At 52.2% G+C, this 25,676-nt stretch carries 25 protein-coding genes; 13 read left to right on the forward strand and 12 right to left on the reverse strand.

Going from position 1 to position 25,676, the window contains the following annotated elements; translation table 11 throughout:
- Positions 1-75: 75 nt before the first annotated feature.
- Both KNP95_RS08970 and KNP95_RS08975 read left to right on the forward strand, forming a co-directional pair.
- Positions 76-1,713 carry an ABC transporter permease gene (locus KNP95_RS08970; protein ID WP_058765398.1) on the forward strand — a complete coding sequence of 546 codons (1,638 nt, stop codon included), beginning with the start codon at positions 76-78 and terminating at the stop codon, positions 1,711-1,713.
- Positions 1,713-2,420, forward strand: a complete 708-nt coding sequence (locus KNP95_RS08975; RefSeq protein WP_021068048.1) for an ABC transporter ATP-binding protein — start codon at positions 1,713-1,715, stop codon at positions 2,418-2,420. Before KNP95_RS08970 ends, KNP95_RS08975 begins: the two co-directional genes overlap by 1 nt.
- A 46-nt stretch (positions 2,421-2,466) precedes the next feature.
- On the opposite strand, the gene KNP95_RS08980 is transcribed toward KNP95_RS08975, so the two are convergent.
- The 3 genes from KNP95_RS08980 to KNP95_RS08990 all read right to left on the reverse strand — a co-directional run bounded on the left by KNP95_RS08980 (position 2,467) and on the right by KNP95_RS08990 (position 5,586).
- Positions 2,467-3,363, reverse strand: a complete 897-nt coding sequence (locus KNP95_RS08980) for a class F sortase (protein ID WP_214836728.1) — start codon at positions 3,361-3,363, stop codon at positions 2,467-2,469.
- Positions 3,364-3,383: 20 nt separating this feature from the next.
- Positions 3,384-4,724, reverse strand: coding sequence for a globin family protein (locus tag KNP95_RS08985; RefSeq protein WP_021068050.1), 1,341 nt, complete (start codon positions 4,722-4,724; stop codon positions 3,384-3,386).
- A gap of 82 nt (positions 4,725-4,806) precedes the next feature.
- Complete coding sequence (locus KNP95_RS08990; protein WP_214836731.1) at positions 4,807-5,586, reverse strand: helix-turn-helix domain-containing protein; 780 nt, start codon at positions 5,584-5,586, stop codon at positions 4,807-4,809.
- Positions 5,587-5,700: 114 nt separating this feature from the next.
- Here KNP95_RS08990 and KNP95_RS08995 point away from each other — a divergent pair, with 114 nt between their 5' ends.
- Positions 5,701-7,350 carry a glycoside hydrolase family 13 protein gene (locus tag KNP95_RS08995; protein ID WP_214836734.1) on the forward strand — a complete coding sequence of 550 codons (1,650 nt, stop codon included), beginning with the start codon at positions 5,701-5,703 and terminating at the stop codon, positions 7,348-7,350.
- A gap of 103 nt (positions 7,351-7,453) precedes the next feature.
- Positions 7,454-7,960 (forward strand): flavodoxin domain-containing protein, encoded by a 507-nt coding sequence (locus KNP95_RS09000; protein WP_021068053.1) that lies wholly within the window; start codon positions 7,454-7,456, stop codon positions 7,958-7,960.
- Here KNP95_RS09000 and KNP95_RS09005 read toward each other — a convergent pair.
- A complete protein-coding gene (locus tag KNP95_RS09005; RefSeq protein ID WP_214836737.1) occupies positions 7,924-9,522 on the reverse strand; it encodes a glycoside hydrolase family 55 protein in 1,599 nt (532 codons plus the stop codon). The two genes, KNP95_RS09000 and KNP95_RS09005, sit on opposite strands and share 37 nt — an antisense overlap.
- Positions 9,523-9,789: 267 nt before the next feature.
- Here KNP95_RS09005 and KNP95_RS09010 point away from each other — a divergent pair, with 267 nt between their 5' ends.
- The 4 genes from KNP95_RS09010 (at position 9,790) to KNP95_RS09025 (ending at position 11,604) form a co-directional block, all read left to right on the forward strand.
- Entirely contained in the window at positions 9,790-9,990 is a 201-nt protein-coding gene (locus KNP95_RS09010) for a cold-shock protein (RefSeq protein WP_016507985.1), read from the forward strand.
- Between the two features lie 126 nt (positions 9,991-10,116).
- Positions 10,117-10,530: a pyridoxamine 5'-phosphate oxidase family protein gene (locus KNP95_RS09015; protein WP_021068055.1), complete on the forward strand. Its 414-nt coding sequence runs from the start codon at positions 10,117-10,119 to the stop codon at positions 10,528-10,530.
- Between the two features lie 191 nt (positions 10,531-10,721).
- On the forward strand, positions 10,722-11,225 hold the full coding sequence (locus tag KNP95_RS09020) for a DoxX family protein (RefSeq protein WP_214836741.1): 504 nt from the start codon (positions 10,722-10,724) through the stop codon (positions 11,223-11,225).
- An 82-nt stretch (positions 11,226-11,307) separates the two neighbouring features.
- A complete protein-coding gene (locus KNP95_RS09025; protein WP_021068057.1) occupies positions 11,308-11,604 on the forward strand; it encodes a DUF3817 domain-containing protein in 297 nt (98 codons plus the stop codon).
- Between the two features lie 21 nt (positions 11,605-11,625).
- On the opposite strand, the gene KNP95_RS09030 is transcribed toward KNP95_RS09025, so the two are convergent.
- The gene (locus tag KNP95_RS09030; RefSeq protein WP_214715122.1) at positions 11,626-12,879 is read right to left on the reverse strand and encodes an MFS transporter; all 1,254 of its coding nucleotides are present in this window, start codon (positions 12,877-12,879) and stop codon (positions 11,626-11,628) included.
- A 110-nt stretch (positions 12,880-12,989) separates the two neighbouring features.
- Here KNP95_RS09030 and KNP95_RS09035 point away from each other — a divergent pair, with 110 nt between their 5' ends.
- On the forward strand, positions 12,990-14,180 hold the full coding sequence (locus KNP95_RS09035; protein ID WP_029596300.1) for a helix-turn-helix domain-containing protein: 1,191 nt from the start codon (positions 12,990-12,992) through the stop codon (positions 14,178-14,180).
- A 4-nt stretch (positions 14,181-14,184) separates the two neighbouring features.
- On the opposite strand, the gene KNP95_RS09040 is transcribed toward KNP95_RS09035, so the two are convergent.
- Entirely contained in the window at positions 14,185-15,192 is a 1,008-nt protein-coding gene (locus KNP95_RS09040) for a S66 family peptidase (protein WP_214836744.1), read from the reverse strand.
- A gap of 63 nt (positions 15,193-15,255) precedes the next feature.
- Positions 15,256-15,582: a winged helix-turn-helix transcriptional regulator gene (locus KNP95_RS09045; RefSeq protein WP_021068061.1), complete on the reverse strand. Its 327-nt coding sequence runs from the start codon at positions 15,580-15,582 to the stop codon at positions 15,256-15,258.
- 106 nt (positions 15,583-15,688) lie between these two features.
- Between KNP95_RS09045 and KNP95_RS09050 the strand changes: the two genes are divergently transcribed.
- Entirely contained in the window at positions 15,689-16,489 is an 801-nt protein-coding gene (locus KNP95_RS09050; RefSeq protein WP_214836747.1) for a VOC family protein, read from the forward strand.
- Positions 16,490-16,502: 13 nt separating this feature from the next.
- Here KNP95_RS09050 and KNP95_RS09055 read toward each other — a convergent pair whose 3' ends face one another.
- A complete protein-coding gene (locus KNP95_RS09055) occupies positions 16,503-17,495 on the reverse strand; it encodes a 5'-3' exonuclease (protein ID WP_021068063.1) in 993 nt (330 codons plus the stop codon).
- 192 nt (positions 17,496-17,687) lie between these two features.
- Positions 17,688-19,010 carry a hemolysin family protein gene (locus KNP95_RS09060; protein WP_035385700.1) on the reverse strand — a complete coding sequence of 441 codons (1,323 nt, stop codon included), beginning with the start codon at positions 19,008-19,010 and terminating at the stop codon, positions 17,688-17,690.
- 192 nt (positions 19,011-19,202) lie between these two features.
- On the opposite strand from KNP95_RS09060, the gene KNP95_RS09065 reads away from it, so the two are divergent.
- Positions 19,203-20,000 carry a glucose 1-dehydrogenase gene (locus tag KNP95_RS09065; RefSeq protein ID WP_029596296.1) on the forward strand — a complete coding sequence of 266 codons (798 nt, stop codon included), beginning with the start codon at positions 19,203-19,205 and terminating at the stop codon, positions 19,998-20,000.
- A gap of 42 nt (positions 20,001-20,042) precedes the next feature.
- On the opposite strand, the gene KNP95_RS09070 is transcribed toward KNP95_RS09065, so the two are convergent.
- A complete protein-coding gene (locus tag KNP95_RS09070) occupies positions 20,043-21,998 on the reverse strand; it encodes a HAMP domain-containing sensor histidine kinase (RefSeq protein ID WP_214715110.1) in 1,956 nt (651 codons plus the stop codon).
- A gap of 191 nt (positions 21,999-22,189) precedes the next feature.
- Between KNP95_RS09070 and KNP95_RS09075 the strand changes: the two genes are divergently transcribed.
- Together KNP95_RS09075 and KNP95_RS09080 are read left to right on the forward strand one after the other, a co-directional pair.
- The gene (locus KNP95_RS09075) at positions 22,190-22,510 is read left to right on the forward strand and encodes a PadR family transcriptional regulator (RefSeq protein WP_021068067.1); all 321 of its coding nucleotides are present in this window, start codon (positions 22,190-22,192) and stop codon (positions 22,508-22,510) included.
- A complete protein-coding gene (locus KNP95_RS09080) occupies positions 22,507-23,532 on the forward strand; it encodes a DUF4097 family beta strand repeat-containing protein (protein WP_214836750.1) in 1,026 nt (341 codons plus the stop codon). The genes KNP95_RS09075 and KNP95_RS09080 overlap by 4 nt, the downstream gene beginning before the upstream one ends.
- A 48-nt stretch (positions 23,533-23,580) precedes the next feature.
- Here the strand turns inward: KNP95_RS09080 and KNP95_RS09085 are convergent, their stop codons facing one another.
- Both KNP95_RS09085 and KNP95_RS09090 read right to left on the reverse strand, forming a co-directional pair.
- A complete protein-coding gene (locus KNP95_RS09085) occupies positions 23,581-24,276 on the reverse strand; it encodes a LutC/YkgG family protein (RefSeq protein WP_214836753.1) in 696 nt (231 codons plus the stop codon).
- The gene (locus tag KNP95_RS09090; RefSeq protein ID WP_483299318.1) at positions 24,273-25,676 is read right to left on the reverse strand and encodes a LutB/LldF family L-lactate oxidation iron-sulfur protein; all 1,404 of its coding nucleotides are present in this window, start codon (positions 25,674-25,676) and stop codon (positions 24,273-24,275) included. The genes KNP95_RS09085 and KNP95_RS09090 overlap by 4 nt, the downstream gene beginning before the upstream one ends.

Here is a 25,676-nt window from a genome sequence, read left to right on the forward strand (position 1 = left end):
GCGGTACAACGAGAGCGTTGAACCTGATATGATGGGACAGGAAGTGACTGAACGAAAGAACGGGAGTTGTACGACATGAACTGGTACGCGCTGAAACGACAACTGAATGGATGGGCCATCCTCAGCTTTATCGCGCTGGTGTTCATCGTCCTGCCAGGCGTCGTCGTCTTGGTCGAACTGTTCGCACCGGTCAACGACAACTGGCAACACATCCGCGAGTACTTGTTGCCGACTTACGTGCGCAATACGCTGTTCATCATGCTCGCGACAGGATTGTTGACGACCATCATCGGGACGAGCCTGGCCTGGTTCGTCACTGTCTATGACTTTCCGTTCCGTCGGTTCTTCAAATGGGCGCTCATCTTACCGCTCGCTATCCCGCCTTACATCGGGGGATATACGTATCACGGCATCTTGAACTATACGGGCGTCATTCAGACGACGCTGCGCAATGAGTTCGGCATCACCGTCGACCAGACGTACTTCAACATCATGACGATTCAAGGGACGGTGTTCATCTTCACACTGTTCTTGTACCCATACATTTACACGATCACGCGGGCCTTCCTGCACAATCAATCGTCCTCGATGATTGAGAACGCCCGTATCCTCGGCCGCGGCTCGTGGGACATCTTCTTCACCGTCGTCATCCCGATTTCGCGTGTCGCCATCATCGGTGGGGTCAGCCTCGTCTTGATGGAAGTATTGAACGACTATGGGGTCGTCAAATACTTCGGGATTCAGACGTTCAGCACGGCCATCTTCAGTACATGGTTCGGGATGAAAGATACGTCCTCGGCGCTCAAACTCGCCGGGACGCTCATGATTCTCGTCATCGCCATCTTGACGATGGAACGGCTCGTCCGAGGGCGGAAGCAGTTCAGCTATGCGACGACAAAAGTGAAGCCGCTCAAGCCGAGACAATTGACCGGGTGGCACCGCTACGCCGTGTTCGGCTATGTGGCGACCATCTTCGCCGTCGCGTTCCTCATCCCGTTCGTGCAGCTCGTCGCTTGGACGGTATTGACGTTCGAACAAGTGTTCACGGCCGAGTTTTTCCGCCTCGTTTGGAACACGGTGAGCGTGGCGTTCATCGCGACCGTGATCATTCTCGTGTTTGCGCTCATCATCGCCAACTACACGCGCCTGTTCCCGTCGAACATGACACGCGTCATCTCGAAAGTGACGACGCTCGGTTATTCGATTCCGGGAGCGGCCATCGCCATCGCCGTCATCACGTTGTTCTTGCTGCTTGATGAGTGGGTGCTGAACGTGGCGCTCGCCTTGGATTTAGGCCAGACGTTCGTGTTCAGGACGACGCTCATCATGCTCATCTTCGCCTACGTCATCCGCTTCCTCGCCATCGGCTATAACTCGATCGAGAGTGGATTTGAGAAAGTCGGCAAGTCGTTCACGGAAGCGTCGCGCATGCTCGGGTGGGGGACGGTGCAGACGTTCTTCCGAGTCGACATCCCGATGATTAAAGGGGCAATCATGAGCGCGTTCATCCTCGTCTTTATCGATATTATGAAAGAATTGCCGCTGACGCTGTTCCTGCAGCCGTTCAATTTTTCGACGCTCGCCACACAGGCGTTCAAATATGTCAGTGACGAGAAGATACATGAGGCCGCGCTCGCCTCAATCGTCATCGTGCTCATGAGCGGACTGTTGATCTTTGTGTTCCATAAGGTGCTTGATAAGGAGGCCGACTAATGTTTGTTCAAATCAACGATTTACACTTCAGCTATAAAGGTGCGCAAGCCGAGACGATTAAAGGATTCTCAATCTCGATCACGAAAGGTGAAATCGTCTCGCTTCTCGGTGACAGCGGTTCTGGGAAGAGTACGATTTTACGCCTCATCGCAGGACTTGAGATGCCGAATCAAGGCGTCGTCGTCGTCAACGACTGTGTCTGTTGCGACGATTGCCAGTTCATGCCGCCTGAACAGCGTGGTGTCGGGATGGTGTTCCAAGACTATGCGCTCTTCCCGCATATGACCGTTGAGAAGAACATCCGCTTCGGTCTGCATAAATTGAGCCGGAAAGAGCGGAACGAGCGTGTCGAAGAGATGCTGACGCTCGTGAACTTGTCCGAGTTCCGTCATCGCTATCCGTATGAGCTCAGTGGTGGTCAGCAACAGCGTGTCGCGCTCGCGCGTGCGTTGGCACCAAAACCATCGCTCCTCATCTTAGATGAGCCGTTCAGCAACTTGGACACGTCGCTCCAACATCGCATTCGGGACGATTTGCGCCGCCTCCTCAAACAGACGGGGACGACGACAATCTTCGTTACCCACGATGAAGAGGACGCAGAGGCGCTCGCTGACCGTATCGTCTATCTCGGCGAAGGCAAAATCAAAAAACAGATCATGACGGAGAACAATAAGACGTTCAACCCGCAGATTCCATGCTTCGTGTAAAACAAAAGAACCCGCAGACATAAATCGTCTGCGGGTTCTTTTGTAGTTACTTCGTCTCTTGAGAAGGACTCGACTCGTTCCCGAGTTGATCGATCGCTGTCACATAATAAGCTGCCTGCTCGTTCGTGACTTCGATGCTCTTCCGGGCGTGCGACGGGATACTTTCGATATGTGTCGCTTCACCGTCGACCATTTCGTAGACACGATAGCCGATGACGGCGTCGTCACGGACGGCGTGCCACGTCAATAAGTTCCCGCGGAGTTCGACGCTCGTTGGTGCGTCGAGTTCGACTTCGGTATTGATTTCGGTATCGACAAGTTCGGTATAGACGACGAACCGCTCGTCGTAACCGCCGTCACCGAACGTACCGGAACACGTGATCAAGTTCAAATGTCGACTCGAGGTCGCTCCGAAGATGTCTTCAATTGGTGCGTTTTTCGTATCATAACTCTCTGTTTTTGTGACACGAAACGTCAACGTGTTGCCGTTCTCGTCGATAATCGTCACGGCATCGCCTGTCTTCAGCTGATTGAGTTCATAGAAGACGGCAGGGCCGGTCTTGCTGTCGACGTGTCCTGCGATGACGGCATTTCCTTTACTACCAGGTTTGACGCCCGGCTCGAACCAACCGACTTGGTTCTCGTCTTTTGGGACGCCCATCTGTCCGTTGTCGAGTACGCCGACCTGTTCGATTGCGGTGTCGACCTTGATTTTAGGAATTTGAAGTTGGACGGGTGTCGCGGCCTTGGCACTTTCCTCTTCCTCGGCTAATCGGAGCTTCTTCACCTCTTCCTGTAGAAGTGAGAATTCAGCCGATAAATCTGGGCTCTCCTCTATTTGTTTTTCTTCTACAGGTGGTGACGACGATTCTTGGGCGCTCGTCCACGTCCAGAAGCCAAAACAAAAGAGAGAGAGCGCCAGAAACAAATGGCGCTTGTTCATGGGGCTCCCTCCTTATTGAATTATTGTTCAGACACTTTACGGTTGCGAAGCGTTACGAAGGCGAGTAAGATTCCGCCAAGTACAGCAAGGCCAGCGTAGAGCGTGTTCATTGATTGTTCTTGTGCACCACCGAGACCTGTTTCAGGCATCTCTTCAGGCATTGTTGTTTCAGCGAACTTGTCAGGCATTTGTGTCACGATCGCGTTACCGAGTGTCTCACCAACACCGAACATGAACGCGTATCCTTCACGGAATGACATCCAAGCGGCATCCGCATCACCAGCTACATACTGATCGAACGTTTGAAGCACGAGGGCCTCATGTTGTTTGATGGCTTCTTGGCCAGCTTCTTGTGGCAAGTTACCTTCTGTCGCTGCATCGAGGAATGTGCTGAAATCGACAGCGAACTGGTCGAGCTTCATGCGTGCTTCTTCAATTTTAGCTTCGTCGCCTTCGAGTGTAGCGGCAACGATGTCACCTTGGGCTGTGATGTGGTTCCCGTTCCATACTTTTTCGAATTGGGCCGCACCTTCGTCACCATAGACTGAACCGATGGCTGCTTTGAAATCGAGTGTGTTCTGATCTTCAGCCCAGCTCACGTAGTCGAAGTCTTCTGCTTGATCGTAGCCTTTTTGCATGCCGATTGCTGCGAGGGCGAAGTGCTCACCAGCAAGGCTGTTCAATGTTGAACGAAGCTCGACGGCCGGTGTGTCAGCAGCAGTTTCAAACTTGTCAGGCATCTGTGTGACGATTGCGCCTGAGAGGGCTTTACTGATGTCGAACATGAGCTTGTACCCTTCGCGGTACGTCATGTATGCCGACTCGTAATCACCTGCGACGTAGTTGTCGAATACTGAGAGAACTTGGTCTTCGTGAAGCTCAAGTACGTCAGCGGCTGCGTCTTTTGGTAAGTTACCTTCTGTTGCTGCATCAAGGAATGTTGAGAACTCTTCGACGAATTCATCGACTTCAGCTTCAGCGTCAGCGCGAAGCTCTTTGTCTTCTGATTTAGCCGCTTCGACGAAGTCAGCTGAGTAGTCGTTGTGACCAGCGAAGATTTCTTCGAACTGGGCTGCACCTTCATCACCGTAAATTGAAGCGATGGCCGGTGTCATGTCGAGTGCGTTTTGATCGAGGGCCTTCATCGCGACTTCGGCGTCAGGTGCTCCATCATAAGCTTTCATCATCGATGTGACGGCTAAGACGTAATGCTCAGACAGTAATTGGTCGAGCGTGGCTCGTAAGTCACCTGCTGGTGTGCTTGCTGTCGGCGCGTGATCCGCTGCCTGTGCATTCAATGGTACGAGTAAGCCGAGTGCGAGTGCCGGTGCTACAATCTTGTTCATTGTTTTCTTCTTCATGGGTAATCGCTCCTTTTTTTGAGTGGTTGTCGTTGTTTACACCCATCTAACGGAGCGGTTCAAAAAATGGATCACTCTTTTTTTATTTTTTTTCGTTTTTTTGTTGAAGTGTGCGATAAACCCCTGGTGCGACACCATATTTTCGTTTAAAGATTCGATGAAAATATGGATAGGAGCGGAATCCGGACAGCTCGGCGATCCGTTCGAGAGAGTGCTGGGTGTACTGCATCTGTTCTTCGGCGAGCTGGAGTCGAATCGATTGGGCATAGGCGACAATCGTCATACCCGTCACTTCTTTGAACAAGTGGACGGTCCGCGATACACTGAGCCCGACCGCGTCGGCGACGTCTGCCACTTTGAAGTCGCTTGTGACGTTTCCTTCTATATAACGCATCATACGTGACACGACCGGGGGCCGCACGTTTGCTTGCACTTCTTGGACGGAACGGTCCAGCATGAGAAGCAAGGCTTCAATCAGTGTCTCAATCAAATCCGGACTTTGTTCAGTCGTCGGGCGTCGCGCCTCTTCGGTGATATGCTGCCAGATTGACAGCAGGCGAGGGTCGATTGAGATAGACGTGATGCGGGAACGGTCGATCGCCGCCCACCATGCATCGAGTGTCGGACCATCACAGAAGAGATGATAGTCCCCGCTTGCCGGAGTGTCGACATGCAGTTCGTACTCGTCACCGGGTTTGACGAGTAACAAATCGCCAGGCCGTGCCGTATGCGTCTTCCCATTGACGACGATGCGCGCCGTGCCTTCCGTCTGCAAACGAATCAAATACGTCTCCAATCGATTCGGGAAAGGAAAAGTGTAGGTCGTTGTATGATAAGAATAGCCACAAAAGCCAATTTCCATCGAATCATCCTTTCTTAATAGCAAAATCGTGCATATTCTCATCATATCATGGATAGAAATCAAGGCGACGAGCGGGTACGATGAAATCGACAGAACGTATGAGGAGGATGAAACATGAAACAATGGTGGAAAGAAGCGGTCGTCTATCAAATTTACCCGCGCAGCTTTAATGACTCGAACGGTGACGGCATTGGGGACATCCCTGGAATCACCGAGAAGATGTCGTATTTGGCGGAACTCGGAATCGATGTCATCTGGCTATCGCCGGTGTACGATTCACCGAACGACGACAACGGATACGATATCCGCGATTACCGGGCCATCATGGATGAGTTCGGAACGATGGACGATTTCGATGCGATGCTCGAAGAAGCGCATCGTCACGGCATCAAAATCATGATGGACCTCGTCGTCAACCATTCGTCGGACGAACACCAATGGTTCATGGAATCGCGCTCCTCAAAAGACAGCCCGTACCGGGACTACTACATTTGGAAAAAAGGCGAGAACGGTCAGCCGCCAACGAACTGGGGCGCTTTCTTCGGAGGGAGTGCGTGGCAATACGATGAGGCAAGCGACGAATACTACTTGCACCTGTTCAGCAAAAAGCAACCAGACTTGAACTGGGAGTCAGAGACGTTGCGCCGTGAAGTATACGATTTGATGACGTACTGGCTCGATAAAGGGGTCGATGGTTTCCGGATGGACGTCATCAACATGATCTCGAAAGATCCGAGCTATCCAGACGGGGAGACGCGTGGGGCAGGTTATGGGGACGGCACACCGTTCTTCTTCAACGGACCGCGCATCCATGAGTTCATTCAGGAGATGAATCGTGAGGTCTTGTCGAAATACGATACGATCACGGTCGGTGAGATGCCTGGCGTCAGCGTCGATGAGGCGAAGCTATATACGGGAACAGACCGTGATGAGTTGAACATGGTGTTCCATTTCGAACACGTCGACGTCGGCAACGGCAGTTTCGGCAAATGGAACCCGACGGACTGGAAGTTGACGGATTTGAAGACAATCTTCTCGCGTTGGCAGGAAGGTCTTGAAGAAGATGGCTGGAACAGTCTCTACTGGAGCAACCATGATCAACCGCGAGCCATCTCACGGTTCGGGAACGACTCGGACGAATACCGTGTCGTCTCCGGTAAGATGCTGGCGACGCTCCTGCACATGTTGAAAGGGACGCCTTACATCTATCAAGGTGAAGAGTTCGGGATGACGAACGTGGCGTTCGACTCGATCGATGAGTACCGCGATATCGAGACGCTCAACGCGTATCGGGATTACACGACGAACGGACTGTTGACGCATGATGAGATTTTCCGCGGCATTCACGCACGTGGGCGCGACAACTCACGGACGCCGGTCCAGTGGTCGGCCGAGGCGCAAGGCGGATTCACGTCCGGCACGCCTTGGATCGGGGTCAACCCGAACTATGTGACCGTGAACGCGGAAGCGGCACGACGCGATCCGGACTCGCTCTTCTATTACTATCGCCAATTGATTCAGCTCCGGAAACAACATCCGATTGTCGTTTACGGGAAGTATGAGTTGTTGCTGCCGGACGATGAAGCGGTATACGCCTTCACACGTACGTTCGAAGGCGAGACGTGGCTCGTGCTCTGCAACTTCTCAGCTGAGACGGTGACGCGGGAGCTGCCGTATGACGTGACAGAACGCGTCATCGGCAACATGGAACCAATCGAGCCGTTCACGCTTCGTCCGTACGAAGCGCAAGTGTATAAAGTGTGACGAAAAAAACTCGCCTCCTTGGCGAGTTTTTGTTGTGTCGTTAGTAAAGATGACCCGTTTCGGGAATAGGGATAGTAGAGTCTGACCGAAAGGGGGAAACACGATGAATACGTTAATTGCTTATTCGACCCGCTACGGGACGAGTGAGAAAGTCGCCCATCTGTTGGCGGAGCGGCTTCCGGGAGACGTCCACATTCAAAACGTGGTCGAAGCACCGGACGTCGAGTGGGGGACGGTCGACCATGTGATTGTCGGCAGCTCAATCCGGATGGGTAAAATTCAAGACGAGATGACGGCTTGGCTGCACATCAACGAAGCTCAATTGCTCAAACGACCGCTCGGCCTTTATTTATGTGCCGGTACGCCGACCCCAGCCGAGCGGCAACGAGAGCTCGAGGACGCGTATCGAGAAGTGTTGCGTGCACACGCTTATTTTGTCGAGGTCGTCGGTAACGGCTATGATTTCGAGCGGATGGGCTTTCTCGACAAAGCCATCGTCCGCATGATGGCAAAACAGACGGTGAGTTCGCTCAATTTAGACGAGACGATGCTCGATGAACTCGTCGAGGCGGCTCAAACATCGTTGCGTACACGGTCTGAGAACCCGTAAGCAAACAAGTCGTGAGCCTCGATTGGACTACTCGTGGAGATGAGCACATCTCCACTTTTTTGTTCGCCTTCGATTCGCTGGAGAGTAATATTCGTCAACTGGCCACCAATTTTCAAGGCGACCGGGGCCGAGTTGCGACAGATAACGTCCTCGATCGTGACGTGGTCGGTCCGGTTATCGCCGCCGAACAGTTCAATGTCGGCCCGACCCGATGCAAATCCGCTCGTCGCAATCCGTTTCAAGCGTACGTTGCGAGATTTATATTGGACGGCGAGGGCTGGATTGGCGCGATAGTCGTAATCCGGATTGCCGATGGCCGTGAATCCATGAATCAATACGTCCTGATACGCCGACACGACGAGGCTGCGTGCCGAAGATTTCGTATACAGCTTCGAGCGGACCGGTTCCATCGACACGAGATTCGTGCCCGACAGGAAGCGGGCCGTCTTCGACTGCGGGTCATCGGCCAAGTGATGGCTGATATGACGGAAATTGAACGACCGATTGTCGTGATACGAGAAGTGTCCGAATATGTGGACGTCATGGGCGGCCGATGACGTTCCGTGCGCCTTCACTTCGACGCCCCCGAAACAACCTTCGCTCATATTATTGACGAGTGTGACGTGGCGTGACCCGTCATCAATCTCGATCCCGTTCGAGTTCGAGAAGCCATGGGCGTGGGTCCGTCCGTGTGGATGATGGCAGTAACAGTTCGTGATATAGAGGGCGTCGCTATGATGGGTCGTAATGCCGTCGTCTCCGTAATTCGTTGCTTCGCAATGGTCGAGCCACACGTACCGGCTCCCTTTTTTGGCGCGAAGCCCGTCCCCTAAGTAATGATAATGAGGAGATGTGATATCGAAGGCATGCAGTCCCGCGTTTTTCGCCGTGACATGGTGAATCCAACCGAATTTGACGTGCGCGAACGTTAACGCGCTCGAAGCGGTATCGCCACTCGAGGTCCGGTCGACGTCACCGAGGCGCTCCACGTTCCAGTCGAGCGTCAAATGTGCGACTTCGATATGGTGGTTTCCGGCGAACGGGGTTGCATTTCGAAGCAACCGTCGATGTTTCGGAGCTCGGTCCGAGAGCTTGATGATCGTTTCCTGCTGGCTTGCCCCTTCAAGCACACAGTTCGACGGGATGCGGATGCCGCGGACGACATACACGCCGGCCGGCACGTGGACGTGGCGGTTCGACCGGAGGGCGAGCCGGAAAGCGAGCGTGCAATCCGTCAAACCATCCCCGACGGCCCCGTAGTCGGTGACGTCGACATGTTGGCGTGTCGCTTGTCTCAAGTTCAAGTGCTCGGCATCGAGCCGGCGCATCCACACCGGGCGGACGATTCCATCGACCGTCTCGAGCGGCAAGGAACTTGTCACTGGGACGATGCGTTCGGTCATCGGCAGGTGAGAGAGATAGGTTTTCGCTTGGTCGGGATAGTGGGCCTGTCGTGTCGCCTCATGCCAATCAAGTGTTTCTTTCAATAAATCACCGAGCGCCCAGTTCGAATGGTGGGCGATGGTGGCAGCGATATTCGAGCGATCAATGTATGCAGTCATATGGTTCATCCTCCTAGCGTTCACTACAATTGAATGTACCCGTTTTAAAAGTATTTTTAGCAAACCGAAGTATTTAGTAGACAGAAGCATTTATCCATGGTATATTCTATATGTGCTTAATTAAGAATAGCTGGAAACATAATTCACAAAACGCTTTGGATTATTTTTCGTTTAAGATAATCCTAGAGGTTTGTGATTTTTTATTGGTCAGTTTTTTCTAGTAAGGCACTACTAGAACGCACAGCGTTTATTTCAGGAGGGTTCATTATGAACACAGGTAAAGTAAAATGGTTTAACTCAGAAAAAGGTTACGGCTTCATCGAAATGGAAGGCGGAGACGACGTATTCGTACACTTCTCAGCAATCCAAGGCGACGGCTTCAAGACACTTGAAGAAGGCCAAGCAGTAACTTTCGAAATCACTGACGGAGCTCGTGGACCACAAGCTTCTAACGTTGAAAAAATCTAATCTTCCTTTCTAAGGAATTTTATAACCTGCTCGCTTCGGCGAGCAGGTTTTTTGTTGTCCGCGTGTTTAATCACTTGTCCCAGGGGAATCAATATACGAGTGACTACCACAAGGAGGTTTTTCAGAATGGATGCAATGCAAACGGCAAGACAGATTTTAGATCATAGTAACGTGGGCACGATGGCGACGGTCTATAAAGGCAAGCCGCATAGCCGTTATATGACTTTTTTCCATGATGAGCTGACACTCTACACGGCAACATCGAAAGACACGGATAAAGTCGATGAACTGAAGAACAATCCGTATACGCATATTCTGATTGGCTATGACGGCGATGGCGTCGGGGACACGTATCTCGAGATTTTGGGGGAGACGACGGTATCCGATGACGAATCGATGAAAGAAAAAGTATGGAACGAGAAACTAGAAGGCTGGTTCGACGGTCCAGATGATCCAAAACTCGTCATCTTAAAAATCTCGCCGCAATCGATGCGCGTGATGAATAAAAAAGGACAGCCGCCTCAAGAAGTGAACCTGTAATTCAAACAAAGACGTCCCGAGTGGGCGTCTTTTGTAATTGACCAATTTCCAAAAAGTGACTGACCTGTGACACACATATGAACGAAGCGTGAACTGTTGTCCTAACCTATGTGAAAAGATGAACATGGATGGTATATTGTGAATGTAATCACATACAAGTCATCATTCACTCATTCTAAGGAGGAATTATCATGTTCACAAAATTTTGGCAGAACCACAACGTCGCCACCGGTATTTTGACAGTCCTTCGCGTCTGGCTCGGCTATCACTGGCTCACAGCAGGTTGGGGCAAGATCACAGGCGGATTCGGTTCAGAAGGTTTCCTCAATAACGCACTGACACTGGCGACAGGCGATCACCCAGCTGTAGCCGGTTGGTGGGCAGCATTCCTTGAAAACTTCGCCATCCCGAACGCTGCCTTGTTCGATGTGTTGATCCCATACGGTGAATTCCTAGTGGGTCTTGGACTCTTGGTTGGTGCCCTCACACGTAGCGCCGCCTTCTTCGGTCTCGTCATGAACATGGCGTTCTTGCTCTCAGGCACGGTCAGCACGAACCCGACGATGTTGATTGTCTCGGTCCTCATTCTTGTCGCCGGCTATAATGCTGGTAAACTTGGCGTCGACGGATTGTTCTTACGCAAGTTTGTTGAAACGAAAGTGCTACATCGTTCACCAAATCGTCAAATAGCATAACGACTTTATGACGTTCTCCTGTGACAAACATCACCTCTTTCGGCTACGATGGACGTAGCAACGATTGAAAAGGAGAACGAATATGAACGCAACACGTTTTAAATGGCTCGGATACACAGAGGGGATGTCTTTCTTACTCTTGTTGCTCATCGCGATGCCGCTCAAGTACTTGGCGGGCATGCCGCTTGCCGTCAGCATCGTCGGCGCGGCCCACGGTTTCTTGTTCGTCGCTTATGTGGCGGCAGCCGTCTATATGGCATGGCGTTTCAACTGGGGCTTCAAAGTGTTGGTCCTCGCGGTTATGGCATCCGTTATCCCGTTCGGACCGTTCTTGTTAGAGAAACGAGTCCTACCATCTACAGAAAAGACATCGAATTGAGGTTCGATGTCTTTTTTGCGTTCATGCACTCTCTGCTTGCGCTGACACAGCGGCTTTTTCGGCAGTGATGTCGTGACGGATCCGATACATCGCGAACAACGTGATGGTGAGCAGGCAGAGCATGCAAATCGTATAGAGTGAAGCGACCGGCATCCATTCGCTTAATAGGCCAAACACGATGAAGCCGAACGGTGTGATGCCCATCGCGAGGGATTCGAGGACACCAATCACGCGACCGAGATAACTCGGTTCCGTGTTCGTCTGTAAATAGAGCTGGATGGGGATATTGACACGGATGATGAAGAACCCGCTTAATAAGGCGAAACCAGCGAAGAAGACGATAGCTGGTGTGACTGAGAAGTCGAAATAGAGCGGGACGGCCGGTCCGATAAAGAGGCAACTCATAATGATCAGCGCGGTTCGGGTCGTGGCTAGCCGATGTTTGATTTGAAAGACCGGCAATGCATGGGCGAGCGAGGCGACTAAAAATCCGACGGCGAACATGCTTTCTAAAAATCCGAATTGAAGCGGGCTGACGCCGATTTCTTGTAGGGCGGCAATCGGGAACAGCACTTCGGTGGCAACAAAAAAGAAATTGAGCAAGGCGGCCAAGAGGGTCAACGTCCAAAGTACGCGCTGGCGTTTCAAGTAGCGGAAGCCAGACCGGACCTCGGACCAAGTCGATTGCTCGCTGGGGACATGGTCGTACGCTTTAAAGTGGAGACGAGAGGCGACAAGAGCGGCGATCATAAATAAGAGAGACGAGCTGAAGAGAAACGCTGATACCGGAAGTAACGTGAACAGTGCCCCGGCGAGCAGCGGCGTGCCGATGCTTGAGATGGAGATGGTACTTTGAATGAGGGAATTGGCGCGTTGGAGTCCGTCTTCGTCGAACAAGAATGGAATCGAACTCGATAATGTGACGGATAAGAAAGTCGAGACGACAGAGAGCAGACATGTGATAATCAAGAAAGCAGGAACGCCGAACGTCCAGACGAGACTCGCGATGCCGGCAGCTAAAAATAATAAGGCGTTCACGGACTCCATCGTAATGATCACGCGCTTGCGATCCAGTTTGTCGGCAAACGCCCCAGCAAACGGAGATAATAAGACACGTGGCACTGTGCCGGCAAGCAAGACGAGTGCGAACTGTAGTCCCGAACCGGACGTCGTCAGAACCGTCAGTCCCGCGACGAACGTGAAGAGACTGGATGCAAACAACGACATGAATTTTCCGAGCAATAATACATACAAGTTTGATGAAGTGGTCGTCATATCGATTCTCCTTTACAGTTAAGTTCAATCTGATTTAACTTTATAGTAAACGATGACACTCGATTTGTATACAATAAGTTCAATTAAATTTAACTTTTAAGAGGTGCTCTATGATTGGACAACGGATTAAAGCGTTACGCAAAGAAAAAAAACTGACGCAAAGCCAGCTCGCTGAAGGCATCATCACGAAATCGATGCTCAGTATGATTGAGAACGGCAAAGCAGAGACGTCGATGCGCAGCCTTCGTGAAATCGCGAAACGACTCGACGTGTCGGTACAGTCATTGCTCGTCGATCCTCGCGAGGAGGACTTACAGAAAATCGTCGAGGAGATTGAATATACGCAAGGAGGTCTCCACTCATGGGAAGACGAGGCCGTTCAGAAGGCGCTCCTCCCTTACGTGGACGTTGAGATGAACTCGGTATGGCAAGGGAAGGCGTACACGTTACTCGCGGACAGTGTATTTTATAGTGGGAATCAACAACAACTGTTGGAGTGGTATGATCGGGCAATCGCGGTGTTTGAGCGGCTCGAGGAGAAAGAAGAATTGATTATGGCCCGCATCAGCCAAGCGTTTTATCTGCTTATGTGGAATCGGTTTGATGAGGCAATTGAACGGATCGATACGATTGAATTGATTGATTCGAGAAGCATGAAGACGAAGACCCGCGTCGAATTCAGCATGTTGATGGTGTTCCGAAATATGTTGTATGACGACGATTTACCGGGCGCGATTCGTCGTCTCGAGGACACGCTCGATTATATGAAACGAACGAAAATGTATTATCGGGTCGACGATGTGTATCGAACGATTGCGATTTGTGCCCTCTATTTGAAAGATGAAGCGGCGATTGTCGATGCGCTGCAAAAAGCGAAACAATACACGAATTTCACGGACGACGTGACGATGAAAATACGCTTGGCGATGACGGAAGCGCTCTATGCGATTGAATATCGGAAGACGGAGCTGCTCCATCAACAGATTGTGGTCATGAACCAACTGCTAGACGGAAATACAGAATTCATCGCGGCGTTCGAGATGAGTAAAGGTGTCTATTTCGCCTTGACCGGTGAGACAGAGGCAGCCCGGCAATCGTTTTTGAAACTGTTGGAGCATCATGATCAATGGTCGAAGCATGGATTTGTCGATCAAGCGATTTATTTCGAAGGGTTATTAATTGGAACGAGTCACGGGTGTGGGGATGAATGGGTCCCGTTGATCGAACGAGAAGTGGGTCTGTTCCCGGAAGGTCGTTTCCGCAGCCATCTGATGTCGCTCATCAAAAAAATCAAGGGCTGACGCGTCAGCCCTTGAACGTTTGAATGAGTGTCCCTTTGCCGTCCTCGACTTGAATCGAGGCGTGGGCACCGTTGATGAGTGTCATTTGCGGCGGGACGTGTCCGCAGTCGATGTCGTAAATGACAGGAACGTCGAGCAATGCCTGCAGTTCCGCATACACGTCCTCTGCCGTGTAGCCTTGGACGGGCTGTTGGGCCGCACTGCGCCCGAACAAAATGCCAGACGTATGATCAAACCAACCGGCCCACTTCATTTGAAGCAGGGTCCGTTTGAGTGCCGTAACATCGAGCTCGGCGTTCTCGAAATACCAAAGAATCGGCTCCCCGTCCAAATGGGTCTGTTGGAACGTGGCGACATCTCCATATGGTGTGCCGATGGTATGCAACAAGACATCGATACAGCCGCCAAGCAGTCGTCCGGTCGCCTCTGTCCCACCGAATGATTTCCACTCCGTCGGTTCGGTCAAATGATAGACGTGCGGGCTTGGGTTCTCATGCTGCCACTCTTTTTGGAACTGTTCCGAGGCGAGCTGGATGACCGTCTCGCCTTCTTTTGCTGATACGACATCGAGCCAACGCGAGCTTGTCGCGTCCCATTCTTCGCCGCGTAGGTCGACAAGGTTCGTCCCGTGGGCCGAAGCGATACCGGTCTTGAGCGTGTACACGAATAGGAATAAGCTGACGTCCGAATAGCCAAGCATCCATTTCGGTGGGAGCGCGTCCCAGTCGATAGCGTCTAGCAACTCAATCAAGAGGACGCCGCCCCATGGCGGGATAATCAAATCGATTGCATCATTGTGGAACAACCGGGTCAATTCATCGGCCCGGACTTCTGCTGGTGCCGATTTTGCTTTGTCTTGCGTCCAGACCGATGGCTCGAATTGGAGCGTGAACCCGTGGCGGGTGAATGTCGCCTCGGCCTCATGGAGCAGTCCATGTAATTCAGCGGGAACGCCAGACGAAGGGGCCGTCACACCGAAGTGATGTCCGGTCAATTGTGGATAACGAATCATGTGAGCCTCCTGTGGATAAGTGATAGATGGGAATGCGGAAACGGGTTATCCACATGTGGACAATTATTTTTGACGCATACGTTCTGCGTGTTGGATGCCCCAAGCGTTCATTGTCTCGAGCACCGGAATCAACGTCTTCCCATACTCGCTCAAGCGATAGTCCACACGAGGCGGAACTTCGGGATAGACGGTACGGATGATGATGTCTTGCTCCTCTAAATCGCGAAGCTGTGCCGTCAAAATCTTTTGACTGATATTTGGGAGCGAGCGTTTCAACTCGCTGAACCGTAACGTGTCCCCATTAATGAGCGCGAGTAAAATCGACGGTTTCCATTTCCCCGTGATCAGCTCGAGCGCGGTATCGACTTCGCAACTTGAAATCAATGGCATCAGTCTCACTCCTCTCTACAGTATCCTTGAGGTAACTATACCACCTTTTTGTGCCGTCTTCTGTCGATGCTACTTAGCGGGTATACTGAGAAAGAGGTGATCAAGGATGAACTTAACAAACATTAAACTCGGCGCCGTTACATTGCGCGTCAACGATTTAGAAATGATGAAAACATATTATGAGCGCGTCATCGGAATGGATGTACTCGAGACGTCAGAACATCGCGTCACACTCGGAACGAACGAAATGGCGCTCGTCGTCTTACATGAAGTGAGCGGCGTGCGTCCAAATCCACGAACAGCTGGCTTGTTCCATATGGCGATCCTATTGCCAAACCGTGTCGAACTCGGACGAATCCTTCGTCATTTGATTGAACAACGGATTGAAGTCGGACAAGGAGATCATTTGGTCAGTGAGGCGTTCTATTTGAGCGACCCGGAAGGTAACGGCATCGAGCTCTATGCCGATCGTCCCCGCGAGCAGTGGGAATATGAAGCGAACGGTCATGTGAAGATGTCGACGGACCCAGTTGAATATGAATCGATGCTCGAGGCGGCGGCCGACCGTCCGTTCACGGGTCTTCCGAACGGGACGACGATGGGGCATGTCCACTTCAAAGTACGTTCCCTAGAAGCGGCAAAATTATTCTATCAAAATCGTCTCGGTTTCAAGGTGACGACCGATTCGTATCCGGGCGCCTTATTTTTAGCGGCCGACGGGTATCATCACCACATTGGCGCGAACGTCTGGGCCCGACCAAGCCAGCCGATGGGACAAGAGGCCGGTCTGGAGGCGTGGACGCTCTTGGTCGATACGGCCACGAATCGCGAACTCGGCGGGACGACATCGGAATGGTCGCTCACCGATGACGACGGCATCACGGTCAATATAAAAAGCGTGGACTAATGTCCGCGCTTTTTTAGCGTGCTGAAATTTTCTTTTGACTTGAATCAAACGAGAGGCGAATGCCGCGCTTTTGATACGCTTGTTCGACACGTTTTGAATTGATACTGAGCTCAAGATGAGCGAGTTTCAAGTGTTCAAGTTCTGGCACCGTGACATCGAGACGGACGAGCTCCATGTTGCGCTCGGCCTTTTTACGTGTGCGTCTCAAGTTACGGGGCACTTCTTCTGACGTCAGTGCCGCGATCGTTTCATTGATCAATTGTCGTTTATCGCCTTTGACGCTGAGCGCCGTATAGAGCTTATCGAGCGAACCGAAGCGTTTGATTAACTGGACCGATTGACTTTCATCTAATCCGGCCACAGGTGGAATCCCGTCTGAACGGTCTCCTGTCAATGCTTTGACTGCTGAGAGCTGTTTTGGCTTCAATCCCTCGTACAATGCCGCAATCTCCTCAGGGCGAATCTCGAGATGTCGCTTGAGCGGGAGCGGGCGATTGTCTTTGATGTCGCAACGAGCCTGCATTTGTTGCAGCTCTTGCGTTTGAAGCCAGACGGTGATGCGTGGGCTCACGAGCTGAAGCAAGTCCTTGTCTTTCGTCATAATGACGACAGGGGCGCTACAGCTGAACTTCCGAGCGATATGAGCAATCAAATCTTCACCTTCATAGCCTTCGACTTGATATTGCGGAATGCCGCTCTCTTCAAGCAATTGGCGCATGAGTTCCATTTGTGCTTTCAACTCGGGTGGTGTCTGGCGGCGACGGCGTTTATAGCCTGGATAGAGCTCGCGGCGCCATAATGTTTCACGTGAGACGTCCCACACGACGACGAAATGAGTCGGACGATGTCTGCGTAGAATCGTCCGGATGAGGCCGGTCATACCGATGACGGCACTCCGATCGTTTTTAGATACCTCGCGTCCTTTTTTCGTTCGGCTCGCGGCGGCACCATAGTAGGCACTGGCCAGCATGGAGTTTCCGTCAATTAAAAATAGTTTACGTTCCATGCGTAACCTTCTTTCTGTAGTTGTTGGACCGAACATTGATGAACTGTTCGGTGATGTTGTGTCAATGAGTGACACGCACTCAAATTAGCAACATATGTGCAGTATATCACGACAAGACATGAAAATATAGCGACAGTTCGACCGCTCCACGAAAAGCCCTCCCCGAAAAATCGGGGAGGGCGGTCCATTGAGTCAGTCGAGTTCAGGTTGAATCTCGTCTTTATGGGCTAAAATCAAATCGACGAAAACGACGCGGTGATTGTCGATTTCACGGACGATCAGTTCATGTTCGCCCGGTAAGACGAACCGTTCACCGGTGCGGGCATTCGCTTTTTGCGATAAGACGAAGCCGCCGATTGTATCGACGTCATCTTCGATTTCGATGCCGAACCGTTCTTCAATCTCTTGCGTCAAGACGAGACCGGACAAGCGGTAATGACCGGGTGTGACCTCGGTGATTTCAGCCTGTTCGTCACGGTCGAACTCGTCACGAATCTCTCCGACGATTTCCTCGAGGATGTCCTCGATCGTGAGAAGACCGGCCGTACCGCCGTACTCATCGATGACGAGACACATCATCGTCCGCGCGTTCTGCATTTTCACCATCGCTTCTTGGAGCGGTGTGAATTCCGTCACGAGCGGCAGCTGATGAATGAACGTCTCGAACGGGGCATCGCTTTTGACGAGTTGAGCGGTGAATAATTGTTTGGCATTGATGAAACCAAGCACGTCATCGCGGTCGCCATCACGCGTGACCGGATAACGGGTGTATTGATGTTCTTGGACGGTAGCGATAATCGTCTCAATCGAGTCTTCTTCGTCGATGGTCACCATGTTCATTCGTGGGACCATCGCGTCCTTGGCGATCCGTTCGTCGAAGGAGAAGATGTTTTGAACGTAGGCGAGCTCATTCTCGTTAATTTCTCCGCTGCGGAAGCTCTCGGTCATGATGATCTTAAGTTCTTCTTCCGAGTGCGCCGTCTCTTGCGCGGTCGTCTGCACGCCGAACAAGCGCAACGTCAACCGGGCCGTCCCGTTCAACACATGGATAAACGGATACAGTAATTTCGTGAAGAAATAGAGCGGTCGGGCGACGAGTAACGTCAAGCGTTCGGCTTCATGCACAGCAAGCGTTTTCGGGACGAGTTCCCCGATGACGACGTGTAAGAAGGCAATCAGCAAGAAGGCAATCAAGAAAGATAGGATGGTCGCGAGCGACGATGAGACGTTCAAGCGGTCGACGAGCGGTTGAATCATCCCTTCGATTTGGTCCGCGCCAATCCAGCCTAGCCCGAGGGCAGCGAGTGTGATGCCGAACTGTGAGGCCGATAGCGAGTCATCGAGATTCTCAATCACTTTCTTGGCGACAGCGGCCCGTCGGTTTCCTTCGAGCACGAGTTGGTCGAGTCGGGCCCCACGCACTTTGACGATGGAGAATTCGGCCGCCACGAAAAAGGCGGTCATAAAAATGAGCAAGGCGACGATCAATAAGCTGAGTAACATGGGACTGTCCAAAAATTCCCCCAAAAATCGGGGAGTCACCTCCATTAACGTTAAGTCGTATGTCGTTCAGGAGAATCCCTGAAAACGAATAGTTTGTTTCAGTATAGTAGATTTACCAAAAATATTCAAAAAACAGGCGGAAAGGTTTCGACAAGAGGGGAATGAGGGAACTACAAATCGAGAAGAGATGAAGGAGGAATTGATATGGCTAACTATCCAGAACTAAAGGGAAAAGTCGCAGTCATCACCGGGAGTTCGAAAGGACTCGGGCGCGCCATCGCGGAACGATATGCGAAGGAAGGGGTTCATGTCGTCTTGAATTATCGTAGCAGCGAGGACGAGATGAACAAAGTCATTGAAGGCATCGAGGCTGCTGGCGGGAAAGCGGTCGCAGTCAAAGGGGACGTCGCCGAAGAGGGTCTCGCCGAGAAGATGATTGAAACGGCCGTATCGGAGTTCGGGAAGATGGACATTTTCGTCAACAATGCCGGCGTACAGGTCGAGGCGAAGACGCACGAGATGGAGCTCGATAACTGGAAGAAAATCATCGACACGAATTTGACGGGAACGTTCCTCGGTGTACGTGCCGCCCTCAAATACTTCGTCGACCATGAGATTCAAGGAAACATCATCAATATGTCATCGGTGCACGAAGTGATTCCACGTCCAGGCTATACGCATTATGCGGCGAGTAAAGGTGGCGTGAAGATGTTCACGAAATCGGTCGCCCTCGAGTACGCACCGAACAAAATTCGTGTCAATGGCATCGCACCAGGCGCCATCGACACACCAATCAATGAAGAGACGATGCAAGACCCTGAAGAGAAGAAAGGGCTCGAGGCACTCATCCCGACTCATGAGATTGGTCGTCCGGAACAGATTGCGGCCGTTGCGGCATGGCTTGCTTCAGACGAGTCATCATACGTCACCGGCGCGACGATTTTCGCGGACGGAGGCTTGTCGCTCTATCCATCATTCGGTCCTGAAAATAAAGTGCAATGATAAAAGGGAGACGCCGCTTGACGCGGAGCCTCCCTTTGTCTATTAACTGCTTAGTTGATCTTCCGCCGCGTATTTCGGCAAGATGATGGTGAATGTCGAGCCGTGGCCGACGCTCGAATCGACGCGAATCGTTCCGCCGTGTCCTTCGGCAATTTCTTTACAGATGGCGAGGCCAAGGCCCGTGCCACCGATTTTACGACTGGCCGAGTTGTCGACGCGATAAAACTTGTCGAACAGTTTCGGTAGCGCCGACGTCGGAATGCCGATGCCGGTGTCCTGAATCGAAATCTCGATGACATCGGACTTGTCATTCGTGACACAGACGGCGACTTTTCCGCCTTCCGGTGAATATTTGATCGCGTTGTGGAGCAAGTTCGTGAACAGTTGACTCAAGCGATCCCGATCACCGTATACATATAGATTCGTATCACATTCGAGGTCGAGCTGATGATGTTCACTCGCACCTTGATGGATGGCGATCGTTTCTTTTAAAATCGTATGCAAGCTCTCGGGTCGGCTATGGTACGTCTGTTTTCCGGACTCCATCCGTTGCACATCGAGCAGGTTGGAAATCAAGTCTTCGAGACGGAGCGTCTCTTGGTGAATCATCCCTAAATATTGATCGATGCGCTCCGCGGGCATCGTCCGGTAGCGAAGCAGCTCGGTGAAACCGATGATGCTCGTGAGCGGTGTGCGCAGTTCGTGCGACACGGTCGACACGAGTTCCGTTTTCAAACGGTCGACCTCGGTCTCTTGTGTCACGTCCCGGAAGACGAGCATCGTGCCGTGACGGGTGCCGCGCAAGTGGATTTTCTCCGCATACATCTGAATGAAGCGTTCTTCTTGATTCATCGAGAACGTCACACTTTCTTCCATGCTCTCGCCATCAAACGCGCGGCGCATGAATGAGAAGAACGAGTCTTTCTGATCGACTTGGAAACCAAGTTCTTCTAAATCGGCATCCAAACGATACAAGTCCATCTCGTTCCGTTTCGTGGCGGCTTGATTGAACATGATGAAGAGGGCCTGGTTGGCGAACTTCTCATGTGTCGTATGCTCGACATAAATGACCGCATCACGAATCGAGTGCAGGAGGCGCGCCGTCTTCTCGCGTTCTTCCTCGACTTGGTTGCGTTGTGTCGCGAGCGAAGAGGCCATTTGACGGAATGAGTTCGTCAATTGTCCGACCTCGTTTCGTGAAGATACGGCCGCTGGAATCGGAATGATGCGTTCATCCGCCAATCGTTCACTGTTGACGATCAACTCTTGAAGTTGACCGGTTAATCGTTTCACGTAAGGACGAGCAACGATAAAGAGGACGAGCAACACGGCGAGGAGGGAGAGGAGCCAGAGCACTTGCGCCCACTTTGTATGAGTGGCGAGTTGTTCTCGCAACTGATTCTCTTCTTCATTCAACGAGTTGCGGTATTCGGTGAACACCGTCTCCATATCGACGATGCTCGCACTCATGTCAGCTGCACTTTTTGAGTTGATTTTAAATTTGCGGTCGGCAGGCGGTTCCGCTTGCGGTGTCACTTTACCGAGCGTCGGCATTTTCAAAAACGGTTCTGTGACCGTCCCTTCGCGTTTGGCGATGACATATCGCTCTAGACTCGGCATGACGCGTTGTTGATAGGCCGAGAATAGCGTCCGTGCGTCGCTTGCATACGTCTTCTCTTTTTCAGTGACCGCGTTCGTCTCGAACCATGCGGTCTGAATCTCAATTAAGTCTTGTTTTTCTTTCACGCGGGCGAGCATCGCATCGTCGCCGAGGATGACATACCCGCGCATTTCATATTGCATCGACTGCCACGTCTCGAATAGTTCAGTCGCGTTCGTGCGACGTTCACTAATGTTCTCGAGCGATGACGTCGTTTGTTCGATTCGGTTTTCCGTATACATGTACACGGCGAGTGAGGTAAGGAGGATCAGTCCGATGAATAAATAGAAGACGAATAAAAACTGTCTTCCGATCCGCTGGTCAATCCATGCTTTCATAAAGACCGTTCCTTCCTGGAACTGCGTACGTTCCTACTGTGACAAATATCCTGCGAGTGTCGTTCCTTCATTGTACAGATTTGAACCAGTTGTTTCCACCAATCAAGAAATAAGCGGAAATTTAACTATTATCTATTGAATAATAGTGAATGATAAGCTATTGTTTAATATATAGTAGAGGAGGCGAAGAAATGAACCCTCAGTTCAAGAAAGGCGTACTCAATTTATGTGTGCTCGCGCTCGTCGAGACGCATGACCGCTACGGGTATGAGCTCGTGCAAGCCATCTCGGCAAAAGTCGCCATCTCGGAAGGGGCCGTCTATCCGCTCCTGCGGCGACTCACCTCGGACGGGTACTTCACAACGTACTTAAAGGAGTCGGCAGAAGGACCACCGCGAAAGTATTACACGATCACAGAGCAGGGGAAAGCTCATTTGGCAGAACTACGTGCGGAATGGGAAGCGTTCACGACCGGTGTCAACGAATTGATTGAAGGGGGAACGGACAAATGACAGAAGAACAATATTTATTGGAACTCGAACGGTTACTGATGGGAATGAGCGTCATCGAGCGGGTCGACATTTTACGGGATGTGTCGGAATACTTTGCGAGTGGACGAATCGACGGGAAGACAGATGCGGCGATGATTGAGGAACTCGGGGCGCCAAGCGCGCTCGCGAGCGAGTTGCTTGGTTCGGTCGACCCATCGCCTGACGTACGAAAAGAACCGGCCGTTGTCAAAAGCCAGAACGTGGCGTTTCGCAACGTCTCGATTAACGTCCTGCAAGCACACGTCCAAGTCGTGCCGTCTCATGACGGCTTTGCCTACGCCACGCTCGAGACGGAACGGGACCACGGGGTGACGATGGAGATCGTTGGGGACACCCTGGAGATTCGAATCGAATCAGAGCGCCGGTTCGGTCTGTCGAACTTGTTCGCCTGGGCAGTGACAAAGGCACCGGTGTTACACGTCGAGCTACCACGCCATGCGTATGAGCAAGTCGTCTTGAAAAATCGTCTCGGCTCCTGTGACGTGCGCAATCTCGAGGCCGCATCGGTCGAAGTTGAGAGTGAGAACGGGAGCATCACGGGCCATACTGTTAGCGCCAAGCGAGGCTCGTTCCGCTCTTCGAACGGGAAAGTCAGTCTCACGTCGATGACAGGGCAGGACCTTGACGCGCAATCGTCGAACGGACGCGTGGAAGTGCTTGGCTCGACTGTGGATCGTCTCGATGTTCAGTCGTCGAACGGCCGTCTCGATATCCATGACGTGACAGGGGCAGTCGAGGCGAAGACATCGAACGGACGCATCGACTGTGTCATCGATGTGCTCGAGCATCCGGTCCGTCTGAAAACGAACAACGGACGCATCGATGTGCGTTTGAAGCGAGATCCGCGTGACGCCGTCATCCGGGCCAAGACGAGAAACGGCAAAGTCGAACTGTTCGGGGATCGGGCGAACGAGCGGACGTTCGGGGACGGGACGGTCGAACTCAAACTGACGAGCTCCAACGGGAGCATCACCGTCGAATAAGCATGAAAAAGACTCGCGCGTGAGCTATTCACGCGCGAGTCTTTTTGTTTACAGATCGTGGACGAGCAAGTAGGCGACACGGACTGGTCCGTGCACCCCAACAATCAAATTCATCTCGATATCGGCCGAGTTCGATGGACCTGAGATGAAGTTGACTCCGTTCGGCGAGTTGAGCTCACCGGAGCGGTCGAGGTCGGCCAATTGTTTGGCCGCCTGCGTCATCCGCGGGACAAGTACCGATTTCGGGATGATGGCGATATGGTCGCGCGGCAATAGGCTGATTGTACGTGACTTGCCGGGTGCTGCGTATTGAACGATGGTTGCACTCTCGGCGAGGGCCTGGTCGGCAATCGTGATGCCGATATCGGCTTTTATGGCGAGGGCACGGCTGTCTTCCGGGCGCTCCACATCCCACCAGTCAAACAATTCGCTCGTGTTTGGGGCCCACGCCTGAATCCGGTCGTCATGTTCAGCGATGATGGCCTTCCCTTCATACCGATCAATTAACAGACGGAGCGTATCATCGAGGTTGGCCGACTCGCATTCGACGACGTCGGTGTGGATGCGTGTCGCGACCATCCGGAACGTTTCGAGCAGTTCCTCGTCGGACGCATCTTTCAACACCTCGTCTTGCGGTCGGTGCTTATACACTCGTTTCGGCGGCGTCAAATCGACGTCACGTCCGAGTTGCCCTGCGATTCGTTTTAGAAAATCCTCGCGATTGGTGATTGTGCCTGGATTCATTCTGCATTCCCCCGTTTCTTGAACCAATCCCGCACCGTCTGCTTGGCGGGTTGTGGTAAGTCTTTCGAATCCGTCCACGCCGGTAACCCTTTGTCGATTTGTCCCGCTTTCGTGAACGGGGACGATGCGAACGGCGCGATGTGTTCGGCCGCTTCAAATAAGAACGGACTCGAGGATGTGACGGCGAAGCCTTTCATGGCGATGCGCTCGACGAACGGTGATTGTCTCTTCTCCTCGACGATGACCCGACGATGCTCAATCAACAGCTCGTGAAGCGGGATTTTAACCGGACAGGCTTCCGTACAGGCACCGCATAGGCTCGAGGCGTATGGCAATTCTTTATAATTCTCGTATTCGTCGAGGAGCGGGGCGAGTACGGCACCGATCGGGCCCGGATAAATTGAGCCGTAGGCGTGACCACCGATATGGCGGTAGACTGGGCAGACATTAATACAGGCCGCACAGCGGATGCATTGGAGCACAGATTGGAACTGTGTGCCGAGGATACCAGAGCGTTTGTTGTCGACGATGACGAGATGGAACTCCTCTGGTCCGTCGACTTCGCCGTGACCGCGCGTGCCAGCGAACGTCGTGATGTACGAGGTGAGTCGTTGACCGACGGCGCTCCGACATAGCATATTGACGAGCACCTCGAACTCTTCATACGATGGCACGATCCGTTCCATGCCCATGACCGAGATGACCGTGTCCGGAAGCGACGTCACCATTCGACCGTTCCCTTCGTTCGTCACGAGCCCGACGGCACCGCTCTCGGCGATGGCGAAGTTACAGCCCGTGATGCCGACTTCTGCTTTCAAAAAGTCTTTCCGCAACTCACGGCGAGCATAACGCCCGAGCTCGGTCGGGTCGTTCGATCCTTCATAGCCGTGGGCCGTGAACGTCTCGTGGACGGCGTTTCGGTCTTTGTGCAAGGCCGGGGCGACGATGTGCGACGGTGGATCGTTGTCGAGCTGCAGAATCCATTCCCCGAGATCGGACTCGACGACCGTGCATCCTTCCTCATGGAGCGCCTCATTCAACCCGATTTCTTCTGTCACCATCGATTTCGATTTGACGACGTGCTTGGCATTCTTGGCGCGAACGACTTCCCGGATGTAACGGTTCGCTTCTTCCGGCGTCTCGGCGAAAAAGACGTTGCCGCCTCGTTTGGAGATATTCTCGCTCAATTGATACAAGTAATAGTCAAGATGTTCGAGCACATGTTGGCGAATCTCTTCCGAATGGTCCCGAAACGCTTCCCAATCCCCAAGCTCACCTGCCGCGTTCAGCCTTCCGTCACGTAATCGGTTCTGGGCCGAACTGACAGCTTGGCGCATGAACGGATTATCAATCCCGTCTTTGCGTCGATCTTGAAACTTCTCATCTAACCGAATCCCCAT

This window comes from Exiguobacterium sp. s36, assembly GCF_018618345.1.
Taxonomy (GTDB): domain Bacteria; phylum Bacillota; class Bacilli; order Exiguobacteriales; family Exiguobacteriaceae; genus Exiguobacterium; species Exiguobacterium chiriqhucha.